Annotated in this window: 15 protein-coding genes, 3 tRNA genes and 1 pseudogene; 12 read left to right on the plus strand and 7 right to left on the minus strand. The window is 43.7% G+C overall.

The genetic code is table 11. The features are described 5' to 3' along the window. Window positions 1–208 (plus strand): annotated as a pseudogene (locus CXF62_RS14800) (hypothetical protein); the annotation flags it as partial. 190 nt (window positions 209–398) lie between these two features. On the opposite strand, the gene CXF62_RS05520 reads toward CXF62_RS14800, so the two are convergent. Next, the gene (locus CXF62_RS05520) at window positions 399–2,534 is read right to left on the minus strand and encodes an NADPH-dependent 2,4-dienoyl-CoA reductase (RefSeq protein WP_102093220.1); all 2,136 of its coding nucleotides are present in this window, start codon (window positions 2,532–2,534) and stop codon (window positions 399–401) included. A 403-nt stretch (window positions 2,535–2,937) separates the two neighbouring features. Here CXF62_RS05520 and CXF62_RS05525 point away from each other — a divergent pair, with 403 nt between their 5' ends. After that, on the plus strand, window positions 2,938–4,602 hold the full coding sequence (locus CXF62_RS05525) for an AMP-binding protein (protein WP_102093221.1): 1,665 nt from the start codon (window positions 2,938–2,940) through the stop codon (window positions 4,600–4,602). 213 nt (window positions 4,603–4,815) lie between these two features. On the opposite strand, the gene CXF62_RS05530 is transcribed toward CXF62_RS05525, so the two are convergent. The 4 genes from CXF62_RS05530 to hemA all read right to left on the minus strand — a co-directional run bounded on the left by CXF62_RS05530 (window position 4,816) and on the right by hemA (window position 8,911). Beyond that, the gene (locus CXF62_RS05530; RefSeq protein ID WP_102093223.1) at window positions 4,816–5,235 is read right to left on the minus strand and encodes a DUF6691 family protein; all 420 of its coding nucleotides are present in this window, start codon (window positions 5,233–5,235) and stop codon (window positions 4,816–4,818) included. A 98-nt stretch (window positions 5,236–5,333) separates the two neighbouring features. Further along, window positions 5,334–5,771, minus strand: coding sequence for a YeeE/YedE family protein (locus tag CXF62_RS05535; RefSeq protein WP_102093224.1), 438 nt, complete (start codon window positions 5,769–5,771; stop codon window positions 5,334–5,336). 234 nt (window positions 5,772–6,005) lie between these two features. Then, on the minus strand, window positions 6,006–7,142 hold the full coding sequence (locus tag CXF62_RS05540) for an aminotransferase class V-fold PLP-dependent enzyme (protein WP_102093225.1): 1,137 nt from the start codon (window positions 7,140–7,142) through the stop codon (window positions 6,006–6,008). A 356-nt stretch (window positions 7,143–7,498) separates the two neighbouring features. Next, a complete protein-coding gene (gene hemA / locus CXF62_RS05545) occupies window positions 7,499–8,911 on the minus strand; it encodes a glutamyl-tRNA reductase (protein WP_102093227.1) in 1,413 nt (470 codons plus the stop codon). A 551-nt stretch (window positions 8,912–9,462) separates the two neighbouring features. On the opposite strand from hemA, the gene CXF62_RS05550 reads away from it, so the two are divergent. The 10 genes from CXF62_RS05550 (at window position 9,463) to CXF62_RS05595 (ending at window position 18,472) form a co-directional block, all read left to right on the plus strand. Further along, on the plus strand, window positions 9,463–11,403 hold the full coding sequence (locus CXF62_RS05550) for a tetratricopeptide repeat protein (protein ID WP_102093228.1): 1,941 nt from the start codon (window positions 9,463–9,465) through the stop codon (window positions 11,401–11,403). Window positions 11,404–11,594: 191 nt separating this feature from the next. Further along, on the plus strand, window positions 11,595–12,227 hold the full coding sequence (lolB, locus tag CXF62_RS05555; RefSeq protein ID WP_102093230.1) for a lipoprotein insertase outer membrane protein LolB: 633 nt from the start codon (window positions 11,595–11,597) through the stop codon (window positions 12,225–12,227). Window positions 12,228–12,318: 91 nt separating this feature from the next. Then, window positions 12,319–13,284 (plus strand): 4-(cytidine 5'-diphospho)-2-C-methyl-D-erythritol kinase, encoded by a 966-nt coding sequence (gene ispE, locus CXF62_RS05560; RefSeq protein WP_102093232.1) that lies wholly within the window; start codon window positions 12,319–12,321, stop codon window positions 13,282–13,284. Window positions 13,285–13,451: 167 nt separating this feature from the next. After that, window positions 13,452–13,527 (plus strand) — tRNA-Gln (locus tag CXF62_RS05565). Between the two features lie 240 nt (window positions 13,528–13,767). Then, a tRNA-Gln gene (locus CXF62_RS05570) sits at window positions 13,768–13,843 on the plus strand. Window positions 13,844–13,952: 109 nt separating this feature from the next. Further along, window positions 13,953–14,900 carry a ribose-phosphate pyrophosphokinase gene (locus tag CXF62_RS05575; protein WP_057758042.1) on the plus strand — a complete coding sequence of 316 codons (948 nt, stop codon included), beginning with the start codon at window positions 13,953–13,955 and terminating at the stop codon, window positions 14,898–14,900. A gap of 421 nt (window positions 14,901–15,321) precedes the next feature. Further along, on the plus strand, window positions 15,322–16,002 hold the full coding sequence (locus tag CXF62_RS05580; protein WP_057758040.1) for a 50S ribosomal protein L25/general stress protein Ctc: 681 nt from the start codon (window positions 15,322–15,324) through the stop codon (window positions 16,000–16,002). Between the two features lie 175 nt (window positions 16,003–16,177). Continuing rightward, entirely contained in the window at window positions 16,178–16,759 is a 582-nt protein-coding gene (pth, locus tag CXF62_RS05585) for an aminoacyl-tRNA hydrolase (RefSeq protein ID WP_102093233.1), read from the plus strand. Between the two features lie 100 nt (window positions 16,760–16,859). Further along, window positions 16,860–17,240 (plus strand): aspartate 1-decarboxylase, encoded by a 381-nt coding sequence (panD, locus tag CXF62_RS05590; protein WP_010196068.1) that lies wholly within the window; start codon window positions 16,860–16,862, stop codon window positions 17,238–17,240. 188 nt (window positions 17,241–17,428) lie between these two features. Continuing rightward, on the plus strand, window positions 17,429–18,472 hold the full coding sequence (locus CXF62_RS05595; protein WP_102093234.1) for a calcium/sodium antiporter: 1,044 nt from the start codon (window positions 17,429–17,431) through the stop codon (window positions 18,470–18,472). Between the two features lie 97 nt (window positions 18,473–18,569). Here CXF62_RS05595 and CXF62_RS05600 read toward each other — a convergent pair whose 3' ends face one another. Both CXF62_RS05600 and CXF62_RS05605 read right to left on the minus strand, forming a co-directional pair. Beyond that, the gene (locus CXF62_RS05600; RefSeq protein WP_102093236.1) at window positions 18,570–19,232 is read right to left on the minus strand and encodes an RDD family protein; all 663 of its coding nucleotides are present in this window, start codon (window positions 19,230–19,232) and stop codon (window positions 18,570–18,572) included. Between the two features lie 359 nt (window positions 19,233–19,591). Further along, a tRNA-Arg gene (locus CXF62_RS05605) sits at window positions 19,592–19,668 on the minus strand. Between the last annotated feature and the right edge of the window lie 125 nt (window positions 19,669–19,793).

The following is a 19,793-nucleotide window of genomic DNA, read 5'->3' on the forward strand; positions in this document are numbered from 1 at the left end:
GATAAAAGCGATAGAAAATTTTATACATTTCTACTGGAATTCAGACGATTTTTTAGAAATTATTTATATAAAAAGTACTTTACCAAGTATCCTTACTTTCGCCAATGACTCCACCTACGAAGATGCACTGAAATCACTCAATAATATGGAAGATCTCATTGATGACTTAAATACAATCAGTGATAATAGTGCAAATATGGATTGGTAGATATCACTTAATAGACTTTATATTTTTCAGGTTAGTCAAGCTTGGACTGAAATCTGGAATCTTTTATTAAATGTTTTTCTTTATTAAAATATTAGCTTAGCAACTACTCGATAGTAGAGGTTCAAACTCAAAAAAAGCAGCAAGATAATCTATCTTGCTGCTTTTATATTTAACTCAAACTATCTAACTCTTAGATTTCTGCCGCAACCTCAGCCCCATCACGAATCGCACGTTTGGCATCCAATTCAGCGGCCAGTTTTGCACCACCGATTAGGTGATATTGCGCGTCTGGCGCATCACCCACATTTGGCATTAGCTCAACGACTGACTCTTGACCAGCACAGACGACGACACTATCGACACGTAATAACTGGCTTTGACCCTGTGGGTTAGTTACCCAGATACCTTCGTTGGTGATTTTGTCATATTGCACGCCAGCGACTTGGATCACGCCGTGAGATTTGATATGAGCACGATGTACCCAGCCTGAGGTTTTATTTAGACCACTGCCCAGACGACCTTTACTACGCTGCATCAGATAGACTTGGCGAATTGGTTTAATCGCTGCTGGTCTGACCAGACCACCATCACTTTGATAGTCGGTATCATTGGTCACGCCCCACTCTTCGCGCCACTCGCTGATTGACTGTGGCTCAGGGCGATAGCTTGGATCTTTTAATCCCTCAGGGCCGATCTCATCCAGTGACTTACCATGATTAGCCGTTAGATATTCACTTACATCAAAGCCAATACCACCAGCACCGATGACCGCGACTGTGTTACCCACTGCTTTTTCGCCAGACAGTAGCTCAGCATAGCTCATGACTTGTGGCAGCTCAGCCCCTTCGAGCTTACCTTCTAGACTTCTCGGTACGACACCCGTTGCCACGATGACATGATGGAACTTGGCTTTCTCAAGCATGTCCTTATCAACTTTGGTGTTCAGTTTAATCTCAACACCCAAATGCTCAAGCTCATTGATATAGTAGCGAATAGTCTCAAAGAACTCTTCTTTGCCAGGGATGACTTTGGCGTAGTTAAACTGCCCGCCAAGCACATCTTTTGCTTCAAATAGAGTCACGTCATGACCACGTAGGGCAGCTACATGAGCGGCTGACATACCAGCGACACCGCCACCGATGACGGCGACTTTTTTCGGCTTTTTGGTTTTTTTATAGACCAGTTCAGTCTCATAACAGGCTTGCGGATTGACCAAACAAGTCGAGCGTTTGTTTTCGAACGTATGGTCGAGGCAGGCTTGGTTACAAGCAATACAGGTGTTAATGCGATCTGTCTGACCGTTTTTGGCTTTATTGACCCAGTGCGCATCAGCCAAGAATGGACGTGCCATCTGAATCATATCAGCTTGACCAGTCGCAACGATTTCTTCTGCTGTTTCTGGCATATTGATACGGTTAGCCGCCATCATCGGGATACTAATATGCTTTTTGATTTCAGCGGTGAAATCAACGAAAGCGGCTCGTGGCACACTCGTCACGATAGTCGGGACACGCGCTTCATGCCAGCCGATACCAGTGTTCATGATGGTCACGCCCGCTTCTTCTAGTGCCTTAGCCACGGTAATGACTTCATCCATGACATTACCGTCTTTGACCAAATCAATCACTGATAGGCGGAATAGAATAATAAAGTCTTCGCCAGTCGCCTCACGTACCGCTTTGACCACGTCGACAGCGAACTTCATACGTCCATGAATATCACCACCGTAGATGTCTTTACGCTTATTCACATGGCTTGATAAAAACTGGTTGAGTAGATAACCTTCAGAGCCCATGATTTCGACACCATCATAGCCTGCTTGCTTGGCAAGTTTGGCTGAGCGAGCATAGTCTTTTACCGTTTGCTCAATGTTTTTGATGCTCATCTTGCGTGGTTTAAACGGTGAGATTGGGGATTTGATTGGGCTAGATGATACGGCAAATGGATGATAGCCATAGCGACCACTGTGCAATATCTGCATGATGATTTTGCTGTCGTGCTTGTGCACAGCACGAGTAACGCGCTGGTGGTTGATAACGTCAGCTTTGGTATTCATCGTTCCGCCAGCAGGCAACAACCAACCTTCGCGGTTAGGCGAGATACCGCCAGTAATCATCATTGCCACGCCGCCCTTGGCACGTTCTGCAAAATACGCCGCCAACTTGCCATAATTATAAAAACGGTCTTCAAGCCCAGTATGCATCGAGCCCATAACCATACGGTTTTTTAGCGTAGTAAAGCCCAAATCTAGCGGCTCAAATAAATGCGGATAGTGTTCATTGGTGCTAGCGGTTTGGATCGTATTGGCACTATGGCTGGCAGACATATCATTTTCCTTATGAATAGTTTATGAGGCTACTTCTTAAAAACGGCTTTTTAGAATTAGTGGGTCTAAGGGGTTTAGCATCTTCGATATCGTAACACACCGCGATTATTGTCAGCTATGCAGACAAGCGACTGATGAGTGAGCACTATATTAATTGCTATAACGAGCGGGACGGTGTAACAGGCTGCACTGTGGCATATGGTTAAGCAAACACCACAAAACCCAGCCAACTTTTGAGGTAGATTATATACCGTTAGCTTAATGTCACCTAAAAATTAGACTAAGGTATAAATCGATAAATATCGACTTGTACCTATACTTTCTATGCTAGATTACTGTACTAAATAATATACTGACGTTAATGTACTGACGCATTATAGAAATACGATAAAGGACTATCATCATGACAGATTTCCATACAGGCCTTGGCAAAAATGCCGCCAACCATCAACCACTTACCCCTATTGATTTTATCATTCGCAGCGCGCAAGTTTATCCTAATAAGACTGCCATCATTTATGACGACCTAGAACACAATAACCTTACTCAGACATGGCAACAGACCTATACTCGCTGTCGCCAACTGGCTGACGGCTTGCGAAAATTAGGCATTGATAAGAACGACACCGTAGCCGTGATGCTGCCAAACACGCCTGCGATGGTCGAATGCGCCTTTGGTGTGCCGATGTCAGGCGGCGTACTCTGTACTTTGAACACTCGTCTCGACATCAATGCACTTACCTTTTGTTTACAGCATTCCGAAGCAAAGGTTTTAATTCTAGACAGCGAGTTTGCTGAGCATGCTGAGATTATTGATGAGACTTTTCCAGACTTAATCGTCATTCATTCAACGGACAAAGCTGTCGATGTCGAGCGTTTTGGGCTCATGAGTTATGAAGCATTAGTAGCCAGTTCAGACAGCCTGAATAACTGGGAGATGCCGACGGATGAATGGGATGCCATTGCGCTAAATTATACCTCTGGGACGACAGGCAAGCCTAAAGGCGTGGTCTATCATCATCGTGGTGCAACTCTCAATGCTATCTCTAATATTTTAGATTGGGACATGCCCAAGCACCCGATGTATCTGTGGACGCTGCCGCTGTTTCACTGTAACGGCTGGTGCTTTCCGTGGACCATCGCTGAACGTGCTGGGGTCAATGTATGCTTGCGAAAAATTGATGCTGATTTGATATTGCAGCTGATTGCCAAGCATCAAGTTAGCCATTACTGCTCTGCACCAGTCGTGCACAATATGATTGCAGGCGGCAAACCAGAGTATAAAGACGCTATTATCCATACGGTCAAAGGCTGGGTCGCTGGTGCACCGCCATCTGAAACTATGCTGGCCGCGATGGAAGCAATGGGCTTTCATATCTCGCACGTCTACGGTCTCACTGAAGTATATGGGCCAGTGACGGTCTGCGCTGAGCAGGAAGAATGGGATGAGCTTGATGTGGCGACACGTGCTCAAAAGAAATCGCGCCAAGGCGTAACGTCACACTTGATGGCAGGGTTTGAAGTATTTAAGCAAGGTACGACTGAACCAGTCGCCGCTGATGGAGAAGAGATGGGCGAGCTGGCACTACGTGGCAATATGGTGATGAAAGGCTATCTAAAAAGCCGCAAGGCTACCGAAGAGGCATTCGCTGATGGCTGGTTCCGCACAGGCGATTTGGGCGTTAAATACCCTGATGGCTATATCAAAATCATGGATCGACTGAAAGATATCATTATCTCAGGCGGTGAGAATATCTCTAGTATCGAGGTAGAAAACGTTTTGTATAAACTACCTGCGATTGAAAGCTGTGCTGTCGTCGCCGCGCCACATGATAAATGGGGTGAAGTGCCCGTTGCCTTTATCGAAATTCACGCTGGTAGCACGCTGCAACGTGATACGGTGATGGAGCATTGTAGTCAGCACCTAGCAGGTTTTAAAGTGCCGAAATATATTGTTTTTGCAGAAATACCGAAGACCAGTACCGGTAAAGTTCAAAAATTCGAGCTACGCCAAGCGGCTAAATCATTGGCACACGAAACGCCAAAAGTAACCGCTAGTGTTAAATAAAACGGCGACTTATTAAGTCATCAATTAACATCCATCAAAAAGGTCAATCACGTATAAGTGACTGACCTTTTTTCGAGTGCTAGCCTATAGTCAAAGAAGTCTAAAGCGGGTACAAGGCAGCCGACTGCAGATTGTACAAATAGTACGTCTAGGGAGGATAACGCCGTAGCCGCTTAGTAGTTCTCTGACTATATTTATAGAGAACTAATTATGTTAACCAAGCTTAGGCTCAAGCCACTGATAGATTAGCATTCCTATAATCATGGCAGGAATAAACACATAGGCTTGCCATTGACCAGTACCGAGCAATACAATTCCTGGTCCTGGGCAAATACCAACTAGCCCCCAGCCGATACCGAACAACATCGCACCGATAAGCAATTTTTTATTAATGACAGTTTTGCTCGGCATATCAATCGGTGTACCAATCCAACTGCTCTGTTGACGCTTTGCCAATCGTACACCGAAAAACGCCACTATCAGACCACCGCCCATCACCAGTGCAAGGGAGATATCCCATGCACCAAATACGTCTAAAAATCCTTGTACCTTTACAGGATCGGTCATACCTGACACCAGTAGTCCAAGTCCAAACAGTAGTCCTGCCAGCAATCCGATTATATTTTTTAGCATCGTCGTATCTCGCTATTGTTATCTTTTATTAACCATCATATGTCGTTCGCGCGTTAGCCCAGCTATCAACCTTCATCTGGCAATCTGCCATGAATTCGCTATAGCAGGCCTAATACGTGTCGACCGATATAAACGGTCACAATCCCAAACAGCATAAAGGTGACGGTCGCTGCCAATGACCGTGGAGACAGCCGTGCATTACCACAGATACCATGCCCACTCGTGCATCCTGAACCTAAACGCGTGCCAAAGCCGACCAACAATCCCGCACCAATCAATAATGGCACGGAAGTATTGATAGCTACCTCAGGTAGCGGTCTTGCCAACTGATATAGCAGTGGTGAGATGACCAGACCCAGTATAAACAGCACCTGCCACATCTCTACACGCTTGGGTTTTAGTAGGCTTGAAAAGATGCCACTGATACCTGCTATACGGCCGATACCCAGCAGTAAGATAACCGTCGCTACGCCTAGCATTAGACCTCCTACCAAGGAGATCGGCGTAAATGCTTGCCAGTCTATTTGTATGCTCATAACGGACTACCTAATTAAGTTTATTAAATACGTACTTGAGTATTAATTTATAAAAATACATTATATTATAAAATATAATAAAAAGGTAAAAAAATACTGAACCTAGCATGACAATAATGGTTCAGTATTTTTTATAACTGTTAAGATAGTACTGCAAAGGCTTTAAAAAGGGCAGTGAAAAAACTTAATAAGCTATCCTATTACTATCTTTATCAGCCCTCTTAATTGGTATCTTTACTGGCTCAGCACTTTATTAAGTGCCGTTTCAAAACGCGCTACTGTACCATCGATATCAGTCAATTTATCCAAGCCAAACAGGCCCAAACGGAAAGTTTTGAAATTATCAGGCTCGCCCACTTTTAATGGTACGCCAGCAGCGATTTGCACTCCGATTTCAGCGAACGCGCTACCTTTATGCATGTCATCACGATCAGTATAAGAGACGACAACGCCAGGTGCTTTAAAACCTTCAGCAGCGACGCTCTCAACACCTTTGGCTTCTAATACTTCACGGATACGTCTGCCAAGTGTCCACTGTGCGTCACACAATTTATCAAAACCGATTGCTTTGGCTTCATTCACAGCATCACGGAACTGACGTAAGCTGTCTGTCGGCATAGTCGCATGGTACGCATGACCGCCATTTTCGTAAGCACGCATGATGTTCAACCATTGCTTTAAGTCGATACTAAAGCTATCAGATTCAGTACTGTCTACTTTTTTGACAGCAGTATCGCTTAGCATGACCAAACCAGCGCCCGGCGTACTGCTCCAACCTTTTTGCGGTGCGCTAATCAGTACATCGATGCCCAATGCTTTCATATCTAGCCATACACAGCCTGAAGCGATGCAATCAATGACTAACAGTCCGCCAACGCTATGCACAGCCTCACTCAACGCTTTGATATAGTCATCTGACAAGATGATACCCGATGAGGTTTCAACATGCGGCGCAAATACCACTGCTGGCTTTTCTTCTCTGATTTTAGCTACAGCAACGTCGATATCGACTGGAGCAAACGGCTTTGGCGACTCACTATCATCAGCACGATTGGCCGTGAGCACTGTAGATGACTTGGCGATTTTGCCTTTTTCTAAGATTTGCGTCCAACGATAGCTGAACCAGCCATTACGAATGATTAGGCAGTCTTCATCATTTGCCAACTGACGAGCGACTGCTTCCATACCATAAGTACCAGAACCAGGAACAATCACCACTGCGTCAGCGTTATACACAGATTTTAGGTCACTAGATAGGTCGTTCATTACTTGCTGAAAGGCTTTTGACATATGGTTCAGCGCACGATCGGTGTAAACCACTGAATACTCTAATAAGCCGTTTGGATCGATATCTTGACGTAATGCTGGCATTGAACACTCCTAGTGTATGGTTAGATAATATGCGACATGGATTAGATAGCACTATAATCAAGTGCTATTATTTGATGGTGAGGTCTTGCGCTGTCTAGAGATGCGTTGTCTTTAAACGAATAAAAAACAACGGACACTGATGAGGTCTACTAACGTGAAGTTAATATATTTGTAGTCATATTACGAGCAAACACCAGCACATATCTTGACCTAAGCCATCCATGAGAGCTTGATATTAGCACTGATACTGAAGGTTGACAACGATACGCTCAGGCAACGATATGACTTGCGCTATCGAGCATTTATTGGTAGGTATTGATTGATACGTTTTGATTTATAAAGCCACGATAAAAACATCAATGCCCACGATGAGCATCTTGTAGTCCTGATACCACGAAGTCTAGCAACTCACTGTCGCCTTCGCGTGCGGCTTTGCGCATCAGTTTCGATGGTGCATGAGTCAATGTTTGAGTCAGACGTCGCGATAGCTCAGTGATGATATCTTCTGGACTAACATCGTCTTGTTGCAGCTTAGCAATAGATTCATGCAGCAGCTGATCCACCTGACCTTGAGTACACGCACGATACTGCTGAATGTCTTTGCCAACTTGGCGAACTTGAAAGCGGCGATCTATTTCAACCACCAATTGACTCACTAGCAGCTCAGCATCCACTGCGGCTTGACGACGCTGCTCGATATTACCTGCAATGACATGCTGCAAGTCATCGACAGAATACAGATAAACATCATCAATACGGCTAATAGTCGAATCGATATCGCGCGGTACGGCCAAATCTATCATAAGCATTGGTTGATAACGGCGACGTTTTAGCGCTTGTATGGTCATTGTCTTATCAATCAACAAATCCATACTACCACTACAACTGCTAACAATATCGGCTTCCGCCAATACTTGCGGTAACTCTTGTAAGGGTCTAACGTCTACGCGGCGATTAGGGCCACGTAGTTCAGCCGCTAATGCTTCGGCACGTTCGGGATTACGGTTACAGATAATGACTCGTCCGACCCCTAGCCCTGCGATATGGGTGGCCACCAAGCGATTCATCTCACCTGCCGCAACGACCAAAAGCGTGCGACTGGGTAAATCATCAAATATCTGTGTGACCAGTTTAGCTGCGGCAAAGCTAAGCGATACGGCCTGCGCGCCAACCTGCGTCTCGTTACGCACTCGTTTGGCAGCAGCGAACACTTGATCGATGATCCAGCCGAGCTGATTACTGAGTACTTTTTGGTCTTGAGCCAGATGCACAGAGTTTTTGATTTGACCGAGAATCTGCGGCTCGCCCAGTATCATAGAGTCGAGACCAGCCGCTACTCTTAACCAATGAGTCAGTGCATGAGTATCACGATGTACATAGAGATAAGGATCAATATCAACGAGTGGCAATTGCTTGAAGTCAGCCAGCCACGTTTTGATTTTGGTAATATGCGCACTAATCGCAGCAGACGAGATATTCATGCTACTACTAAAAGTATTATTGGATGATGATTGATCAGCAGCTTTGACATCCTGCACATTAGATAATTGTGAGTCAGATAGTTGGCCGTTAACATGCTGCGACGTTGAAGTGTGCGGCACTAGCGCATAGATTTCGGTGCGGTTACAAGTAGAGACGATCACGCTACCATCAGTAAATGCTTCTATTTGTTTGAGTGCGACATTTACATCGTCACCCACAAGCGCCAAGCGCTCTCGCAGAGCGACTGGTGCAGTTTTGTGATTGACCCCAATGACCACTAATCTCATTATCGATAGACCATAAACATGACGCTCAGTTGCCCCTTACGCTATCTTATTATTTTTAAAAGACAGTTTTTGACGACAGCGCTAAAAAGGAAGACCCTAAAAACCGCCTATTATATCATTATTGCGGGCTTTAATTAACACTCACCCATCTATGATAACCATATCTCTGTATCTGGTCGCAAATGTAACAAATCAACTACTCATACGATTTATAAAATCAATAGCTGGGTTTTGACTTATGGTCAATAATATAACGTTAAATCATTCGCTTACTCTATCTTAACTTGTTATATTTCTATAATATTCAGTTCGACAGACCTATCTACATTTAATCATCTGCAGTATCGTTCTTTGGCGACGTACTCGCTACTAGTAGCATACTCATACAGCCAGACCTGCCAATATCTGAGTAACACGGATGCTATTGTTTATCTCATCGGTCTACTCTTATAATGCTTGTCATGGGTACATATTGCCAATATCTAACGTAAAATGATTAAAACAAACTTGCCTTATCTGTGTAGGTAAACCATGGGCGAATACGGCTATCTATGATTTTTTTTGGGTCATTACTTCGGTCACCACATCCCTATAGCGAATACTCTAGCTTCCGTGCTTTATTGCATGTCGCTATTGAGCGCCTGTGTCAACGGTATAAGCTAGCGTTGTCTCTAGCTGTGTGCCTGTGTTTGGCAGCCCCTGTCCATGCCAGCCATCCCGATATATTGCTAGAAGCAAAAATTCCTAAAGTATCAGTTGCTACCGATATTAAAGCAACTGCCGATAAACCAGATAATGATAGTGCTCTGTTCGATACACCTTATAATGAAGACACGCTCACCATAGAAAACGTAAAAAACATTAATGGCTTAGCGCCAACCAGTCTATGGCAACCTAAGCTTAGTGAACCAAGCTTGTACGCTCTACTGGATGCCGAGTTTGCTGCTGATCGCGATGACAAACGACGTGCAGTTGCTATTTATAAGCAACAGTCTTTTAAAGAAGATGCCACAGCGGTATTTGAGAGAGCGCTTAGTTTGTCTTTGCGTAATGAAAGGGTTGAAGACTCATTACAGTTTGCCAAGACATGGCAGGACCAAAATCCTGACCATGTGCCTGCATGGTTTTATGTCGCGCATTTGGCCTTACGTGCCCACGACTATATATTAGCAGGCGAGACTTTAAACCGTATCTTGCGCTATGACCCACGTGCAGATTTAAGCGAAATTCTCATAGGTATTTATCCAAATAATGATGACGATAAACGCGAGCTGCTTGCCGCGTTGCAGCCGCTAGATAGTGAGCAAAATGCCTCCTTGTCGGTATTAAAAGCGGGCTTACTCTATCAATTTAACGAACCTGAAGTCGCTATCGTTCATATCAATCGAGCGCTAGAGCGTCAGCCAGACTATGTGCCTTTTATTACCTTAAAAGCGGATATATTGCGCAAAATTGTGACCGCAGAGACTGCCATCAATTACGTCAGTCAAGCTCGTCTACGCAACCCTGATAGCAAAAGCTTATATCTATATGAGATTCGCTATCTATTAGACTTAAAGCAAAGCGAGCAAGCGTGGAAATTATTGCTTGAGGCGCATAGCCGCTTTAGCGATGATGCCGAGATTACCTTGCTCGCAGCATTAGTCAGCCTAGATATTGAAAAGTACGCTAGTGCTGATGAGCTACTCAATATGCTTGCCAAGAGTCCAGCTTATCTTGATCAAGCCTATTATTATCTGGGTATCAGTGCTGAGCGTCAGCAGTTGTTCGATCAAGCCAAATACTATCTCAATGGCGTCATGCAAGAGGATTTGGTATTAGAAGCTCGTAGAAAAGTAGTGGCGTTTGAATTACTCGATAACGACGTCGATGGGGCAATCGCGACGTTAGAGAAGCTGCGCAAAGACTTCACAGTATTCGCGCCTGACACTTTTGTCATGCAAGCCGATATCTTGTGGCAACAAAACGAATCGGATGAAGCACTGCGTTTACTAACCCGTGCCGCTCGTAAATATCCTGATAATGAGATGCTACTCTTTGCACGGGCTCAGCTGTTAGATGATAAAGAAGATTATGTCGTTAAGCGCACCCTGCTGAATCACTTGCAGGCATTAGATCCTAGTAACTTATCCTATCAGTTAAGCTATGCACAGTTGCTACTGGCAAATGAGCGCAGCTCAGAGCAAGGTCTGGCGCTAGCGACAGCGATTATTCAGATTCGCTATGATGACCCACGTTATGATAACGACCTACATCTGCAAGCCTTAAATGTCTTGGCGGGCAATGCATTGGCCAAAGAGAACTATCAGCAGGTCATCGACTATCTACAGACACCTTATGATGTGCTGCCAACTCTGCGCTCAGGCACGCTGTTATTGCGCGCCTACCAAGGCTTAGGCAACAATGACAAAGTTGAGGCGTTACTCGCAGATTTGCAGAAGCGCTTCTCATTTGGACAGCACAATATCAATGACCGCATACAGCTGTATTAATAGCGCTGATTTTGGATATGCTTTTTGGGTTTTGCGATTACAGAGATATGATAATTGATAAGGTTTTTATAAAACCGAAGCATTTATAAATTACAAGGTCGTTATAAGAAGCTAACAGCCGTGCATAACCGAGCAACAAATAACGCTTAAGCTAATATCTTTGTTCATCTTTCCATTTTTGAGAAACTATTATGTCAGCATCAATCACTTCTTTTAAAGCAAATAAATTGGCTCTGTTTACTGCTATAACTGCAGCAATGGTCATTACCTCTGGTTGTCAGTCATTAAAAACGGCCAACGCGACCAACCAACCAACGACCACTGTACAAGGTCAAAATGCTGAACAACCAAAAAAGCTAGAGAGCTTCAATATCACCGGTAAAATTGGGGTAACGACGCCTGCGAGTGATTCGACCGGTACCCAAGGTGGTAGTGCATTTTATGCATGGGGTCAGCAAAATGACCGATTTGCCATTGAATTAATTGGCGCACTTGGTATTGGTAAAACCAACATTGAATACAATGGTCAGACCGCTACTCTAGTTAGTGAAAAGACAGGTACATTGACTGCTGACGACCCTGAAACCTTGCTAAAGAAAGCCACTGGTTGGCAAGCACCAATTTCACAAATGCCTTATTGGATTTCTGGTCGCCCAGCACCTTCAGACAGCGCACCACAACTGGATGATCAGAACCGCTTAGTTAGCTCAGTCAATGGCGAGTGGACAGCCAGCTTTACTTATAAAGGTACGGATAAGCTACCTAGTAAAATTAGCGCAGTACAGCCTCAAGGCAACAAAGTTGTAATGACGATTAATCACTGATCTATCTTTTATTAACAACAGAAATCCTGCTGAAAACCATCATTGCTAATTAAGATAGCTGTTTGTAACTGCACCTTATGATAAAAAAAATATGACTGAAAATATAGCTTCATTATTTGCTTCTACGATTACCCGTTTATCGCCTGCAAAACTCAATCTGTTTTTGCATATCACGGGTAAACGTGCCGACGGCTATCATAATTTGCAAACGGTATTTCGCCTGCTCGACTGGGGCGATTATTTGCATTTTTCGGTCAGCAACGATGCTGTTATTTCTACTATAGCTAGTGAATTAACTTCTAATCAATTCTGTCATCAGCTACTGATACTAGATGGTGCAGAGGCTATCACTACTAGTATAGAAGACAATTTAATTTTCAAAGCGGCACGCGCATTGCTAGCATTTGCCATACAGTCAAACACTTTACCTGAGCAGTTGGCAAAAGTGCATATCACTTTAGATAAGCACTTGCCAATGGGCGCGGGTCTAGGCGGTGGCTCATCTAATGCAGCAACGGCTATACTAGTGCTCAATGAGATTTGGCAGCTTAATTTTACCTGTGATGAGCTTATAAAGATTGGCGCGACTGTAGGTGCGGATGTACCTATATTTATCTTTGGTCAAGACGCTATTGCCATGGGTATTGGTGAAGAACTGACTACGATTGAGTTGCCTGACCAGCAATATTTAGTACTGACGCCTAACGCTCATGTAAATACTGCTAAACTATTCGCCCATCCCAAGCTACAGCGAGATGTCGCGCCCCTATCGGTTGCAACCATCAAAAACCAATACGCTGACTATGTACAAACGCTCACTCCGCCTTATCATAATGTCTTTACTCCAGTGGTGACGAACCTTGCTCCTGCTGTTGCAGATGCCTTAAGTTATCTACAGGGGTTAGAAGCGCAAACACTCGGCACAGCACGAGTGACTGGCTCTGGTAGTGCCGTGTTTTTGCCGTTGGATGCGAGTGTGGCTACTAATGAAAAGCTTGTGGCGAAGTGGATTGCAGATGCGCCTTGTACGGCATATATCGTTGGAAACTTAAAATAGCACATATAACCTTTAGATTTCTTATCATCTAAATAATGACAGTGGTAGGATTGCCGATTTTAATTTGCTAAAATAGCGCCAGCAGTAACCTATGATGAATAAATACCAGAAAAAGCAGCAAATGACTTGCAAAATCTGAAAATTTACTTATAATAGGTCGCCACAATAGGGGTATAGCCAAGTTGGTAAGGCATCAGGTTTTGATCCTGACATCCGTTGGTTCGAGTCCAGCTACCCCTGCCATTTTTTAGTACGAAGCGTTAGAGATACATCGAGTATAAGCGGTTTATAGAGAGCCACTTATCTTATTGTCATTGACAACGTTATCCCAGTTTCGGTATAGTTCGCAATGGACACCGCTAGGGAAAAGTTATGTTTTAAACGGTTTATCCGTTTTTTAGATAACTGACAGGTCATGACACTATATTAAGAACGACTACTTAGTCGCTATTAAATATCGGTTGTTCATAGCCTAGACATTACAGGGGTATAGCCAAGTTGGTAAGGCATCAGGTTTTGATCCTGACATCCGTTGGTTCGAGTCCAGCTACCCCTGCCATTTTTTACTGTAATAGTATACTTCAACACCTTCACCACTCTTTTCTTAATTTGAGCAGTTTGACACTGCTTAGCGGTCGCTGCTTGAGTCAATCAATAGGACTTCTGTCATGCCTTATTTGGCGATTTTTACGGGTAATGCCCACCCAGAATTAGCAAAAACCGTAGCCGATCATCTTCACATACCTCTTGGTAAAGCTGACATCACGCGTTTTTCTGATGGCGAAATTGCCGTGGAAATCAAAGAACACGTACGTGGTAAAGATGTGTTTATCATGCAGCCTACTTGTGCACCGACCAACGACAACTTGATGGAAATCATGATGATGGCTGACGCTTTGCGTCGCTCTAGTGCTGGCCGTATTACAGCTGTCATGCCGTATTTTGGTTATGCTCGTCAGGATCGTCGTCCACGCTCAGCTCGTGTACCTATCTCGGCTAAAGTAGTCGCTGACATGTTAAACATCGTCAGTATCGATCGCGTAATGACTGTTGATTTGCACTCAGATCAGATTCAGGGTTTCTTTGATATCCCTGTAGACAACATCTACGGCACACCTGTATTGCTAAACGACCTACAAAAGCAAGACTATGACAATATCATGGTTGTTTCACCTGACGTAGGCGGCGTGGTTCGTGCACGTGCGATGGCCAAGCAGTTAGGCGATACCGACATGGCAATTATTGATAAGCGCCGTGCTCGTGCCAATGAGTCACAAGTAATGCATATCATTGGTGATGTTCGTGACCGTGATTGCGTTATCGTTGATGATATGGTCGATACTGCAGGTACATTGTGTAAAGCAGCTGAAGCATTGAAAGAAAATGGTGCACGTCGCGTCTTGGCTTACATCACGCACCCTGTCCTATCAGGTAACGCACTGAAAAACATCAGCGAATCTGCATTAGATGAAGTGGTTGTGACCGATACAATTCCACTATCTGCTGAAGCCAAAGCCTGTAGCAAAATCCGTCAAGTCAGCATCGCACCGATGCTTGCTGAAAGCTTACGCCGTATCAATAACGAAGAATCTATTAGCGCGATGTTTGACGCTTAAACTGATATAGTTATTTTTAAAACAGCTATTGCAGTAATTTTTAGTAGCAATGACTGTAGTAAGACATCTTGAATAGTTAAAAAACAGAGCGTCAAGTATCATTACTTGGCGCTTTGTTTTGTGTAGGCGTTTTGCGTAGGTCTTTATTATTGCTACAGAATCACGTATAATGCGCGCCTGTGCTGACCTTTTCGTTGTTTTTATTAGGCTAGCACTATCAAAAGTGCTGATCATGCTTAACAGCAACCATCGTTATGGTAATTATCGTAGCGAGCGCTGCTATAAGCAAATGGCTAAGCTTAGACATTGCGAGTTTTCTTCGTAACGATAATATTAGCTATCATCACGTATTAGTGGATTGGTCGCAAATCCACTTTTTTATGACCAGACACTTCATCATTTTTTTTATAGGATTATATCCATGAGCATTAATCATTTTGAACTAAACGCCGTTGATCGTGCTGCTGAACTACAAGGTAAAGGTGCGAGCCGCCGCCTACGTAAGCAGAACCTAGTTCCTGCTATCATCTATGGTGGTAACGAAGAGCCAACAGCTATCTCTATCAAGCTTAACGAACTAGTAAAATCACTAGAATTCGAAGCGTTTTTCTCACACATCTTGACTATCAACGTTGACGGTGAAGAGCATCAAGCTGTTATCAAAGACTTGCAGCGCCATCCAGCTAAAGGCTTCCCAATGCATGCTGATTTCCAGCGCATTGTAAAAGGTCAGAAAATCCACATGAACGTTCCTGTTCATTTCACTGGTCGTGAAGATGCGCCTGGTACTGCTGCTGCTGGTGTACTATCTACTCTAGTATCTGATATCGAAGTTATCTGCTTACCATCACAACTTCCTGAATACCTAGAAGTAGATGTATCAGGCATGGAAATCGGTGATTTGTTCCGTCTATCAGACATCAAACTTCCTGAAGGCGTTGTTATTCATGAGCTTGAGCTAGAAGACGGCCATGACCGTACTATCGTTAACATGCAGCCACCAACAGTAGAAGAAGTTGATGCTGATGCTGACGTTGATGCTGATGAAGTACCAGCAACTGAGCAAAACGACGGTACTGAAGAAAACAAAGACAGCGAGTAATAACTGTTTCTAACTAGTGCATTATTTTGTGCTGGTTAGTGATACATTCGTTTAGTCAATAAGACAGCAGGTGATTAAAATCTCCTGCTGTTTTTGTAAGTAAGGTTTGAAAATAAACTGTCTATCAGTACCTCAAACCTTACCCCTATTTATCAAATTCAAGCAGGGTGTTTTTATGGCCATAAAGCTTATTGTCGGTCTTGGTAATCCTGGTCAGCAGTATATGTTTACGCGTCATAATGCAGGATTTTGGTTTGTCCATCATTTGGCTCAGCAGTTTAATATCACGCTCTCCCCTGATAAGAAATTTCATGGAGTGACAGGGCGTGGGCAGATTCATGGGTCGGATGTGCGTTTACTTATGCCGCTGACGTTTATGAATAAATCTGGTCAGTCAGTGGTGCCTATGGTAAATTTCTATGGCATCAAAAATGATGAATTGTTGATTGCTCATGATGAGCTCGATATTCCAGCTGGTAGTATCAAACTCAAAACAGACGGTGGACATGGTGGTCACAACGGCCTACGCGATATCACGCCGCATATTGGCAATGATTTTCATCGCCTGCGTGTGGGTATCGGCCATCCTGGTCACAAGTCTAAAGTTAGTGGACACGTTCTCTCTAAAGCATCTCCTGATGAGCAGATGGCGATCGATAGCGCGCTGACAGCTGCTTTTGAAGCACTCCCATTATTGTTAGATGGTGATGTCGAAAAAGCACGTTCACAAATTAATGGCTTTAAATTACCAGAATAATATAGCCGTTCAATGATAATGACCTTTTATTTTGGCAGTTTTACCCCCATTAACCTTTTGATTTAGTTAATTAATATCAGTTACGCCAAGGAACCAACCTATGCTACTTAATATGCTTAAATGCAAATTACACCGTGCCCGTGTTACCCACGCTGAACTTCACTATGAAGGCTCTTGCGGTATCGACGGTGATCTATTAGATCTTGCTGGTCTACGCGAAAACGAATCTATTGATATCTATAACGTGACCAACGGTAAGCGCTTTCGCACTTATGCTATCCGTGCTGAAGCAGGCTCTGGTATTATCTCATTGAATGGTGCTGCAGCTCATATGGCAGATTTGGGCGATATCGTTATCATTTGTGCGTATGCACACTTTGACGAAGTTGAAGCGTCAACGTATCAGCCAAAACTGGTCTATTGCAACGAAGACAACACCGTAAAAGACACAGCAAATATCATTCCTGTACAAGTTGCTTAATATGACAGGATGGTGAGGTTTTGGTAAATTTAAGATAAACACAAAGTTACATCTTTGAATTAGCTGCTATTATTACTAAAAATCTCGATGCTAAAAGGAAAGCTGAATCTAAATCAAGATTCGGCTTTTTTTATACCACTTTTATTTATCAAATTCACATTTTTCATCATATACAAGGAAACATACTGATGTGGTTGGCCGCGCTTGCAATACTGATTGGGTTAGCAATTTTAGTTTGGAGTGCCGATGTCTTCATTGATGGGGCGACAGCACTAGCAAAGAAGTTTAGTGTGCCTAGCTTCTTAATTGGTGTCTTAATATTGGGTATAGGCACGTCAGCGCCTGAGATGGTGGTATCAGTACTAGCAGCGATAGAAGGCAGCCCTGAGCTGGCTCTCGGTAACGCTTATGGCTCAAATATCATCAACATCGCATTGGTACTCGGTGCAACCGTATTGATTAGCCCTATTATCATCCGTAGAGGCATCGTAAAGCGCGATTTGCCCTTGCTGCTACTGATTACTGTCATCGCCGCTTGGCAGCTACGTGATGGAACACTGAGCCAAGCTGATGGTATCGTATTGTTGATTTTGTTGGTCGCCGTTTTAGGGCTACAGATCATAATGAGTATACGCGAAGGCTATCATGAGCATGAAGACGATATGGTCGTGGTTAATGCTGACTCAGCGCACTTAAATAACTTAGAGAACTTAAATAACTTAGAGAACTTAAATAACTCAGAGAGCTTAGAAAAGCTAGAACCAAGTGTAACGCGTGGTCTTGTCAGTTTAATTATCGGTATGCTGATGCTCGTAGCCAGCTCACGCGCTATCGTTTGGGGTGCTGTCGAATTGGCAACGCTATGGGGTCTTAGTGAGCTCATCATTGGTCTAACGATTGTCGCCGTTGGGACCTCATTACCTGAACTGGTATCGAGCTTGTCAGCTGCCCGTAAAGGCGAACATGATATGGCGCTTGGCAATATCATTGGCTCTAATATTTTCAATACTTTGGCAGTTGTCGGCTTGGCAACGGTCATCGCTCCTATTGCCGCCGACCCAGTGATTCTATCGCGTGATGTAATGGCAATGGGACTATTGACGATATTGCTAGTGACACTATGCGTGTTTGCCTTTAAAACAAAGCGCCAATTCGGTCGTACGTCAGGTGCTATGTTGGTGCTGTTCTTTATGGGCTACACCGCATGGCTGATTCAAAGCGTTAGTATGTAACTTTTTAGGCTAAAGCAACTGAGCAATGATAAGACTAAATTATTACGTCGATAAGAGTTACTACGTTAATAAAAGTTATTACGTTAATCAAATCAGACTACAGTTTCTTCTTACGATTTTTAAAACCGCGCCATAGCCCTTCATGTGCCACTTTTGGCATTTTTAGGGTGATGGTGTTGGACAGCATATCTTGTACTGCCAAACCGCGAGGGTTGAACAGGCAGAACACATAGTTGAATACCAAACCAAGAAATGCGCTGGCCAATAAGGCGGCGCGTGATCCATCAATAAGACTGCCAATAATGCCGAAAATCAGCGGCATCAAACAAGCGGCCAAAATACGCTTAAACGACTGACCCCACGTTAGCCATTGGCCTGCATCATTAATCGTTTTTAATCGCCACGTCTGCATACCCAATGTCTGACCACCACGGCGCCAGAATATCCCATAGAATGCCACGAGCGTCAGTACAAATGATGGCGTCATAATGGCGTTCTGATACCAAAGCGGCAGTGACTGAGCTTGTGAGGACTCAGTACCCGTCTGCATAGTCAACAGCGTACCGACGACGGTTAGTATCGTCCCTACCAAAAATAACAGTGCCAAAATCAGCATACCATCATAGAGAATCGCCACGACACGAATCATAGGCTTAGCGATGGTTGGCTCTTCGTTAGGATCTTGCTGTACAGGCGCACTAGATTGAGGCTTTGATTTGCGAGTCGTTTTTGACGGACGTTTAGATGGACTTTTTGACATGGTACAAGCTCATAGCAAGCAGTGAATAGTAACGCTATTGTACCGTAAATGGTGGGGCTATCGTACATTATCCTAGATGACTATTTAACATCGTAGATGGCCTAAAATCGTAGATGGCCTAAAATCGTAGATGGCTGTCCAATATCATAGATTGCTCTCCAATATCATAGATTGCTCTCCAATATCGTAGATTGCTTTCTAATATTATTAGTTGGCTATCCAATCATGCTACATACAAGAGATGGTCGAAGAATAAATAAGTAGAAGGGTGAAAGTTACAGACATAAAAAAACCGCCAATTGTCATAAGACAGGCGATTATTTTAATAATTTTTAGCTTAAATCAAGCTATTATGCAAATGGTGCGCCTGGAGAGATTCGAACTCCCGACCCCTTAGTTCGTAGCCAAGTGCTCTATCCAACTGAGCTACAGGCGCGTATTTTGCACTTTATCCACTGCGCAGATAATATCTTTTGCAGTAAATTAGGTTGGTCATTATATAGATAATATCGCTTGTGTCAACATTTTTTTTAATTAAAACAAATTATTTTTTGAATTAAT

Source organism: Psychrobacter sp. MES7-P7E (assembly GCF_002863645.1).
GTDB lineage: Bacteria > Pseudomonadota > Gammaproteobacteria > Pseudomonadales > Moraxellaceae > Psychrobacter.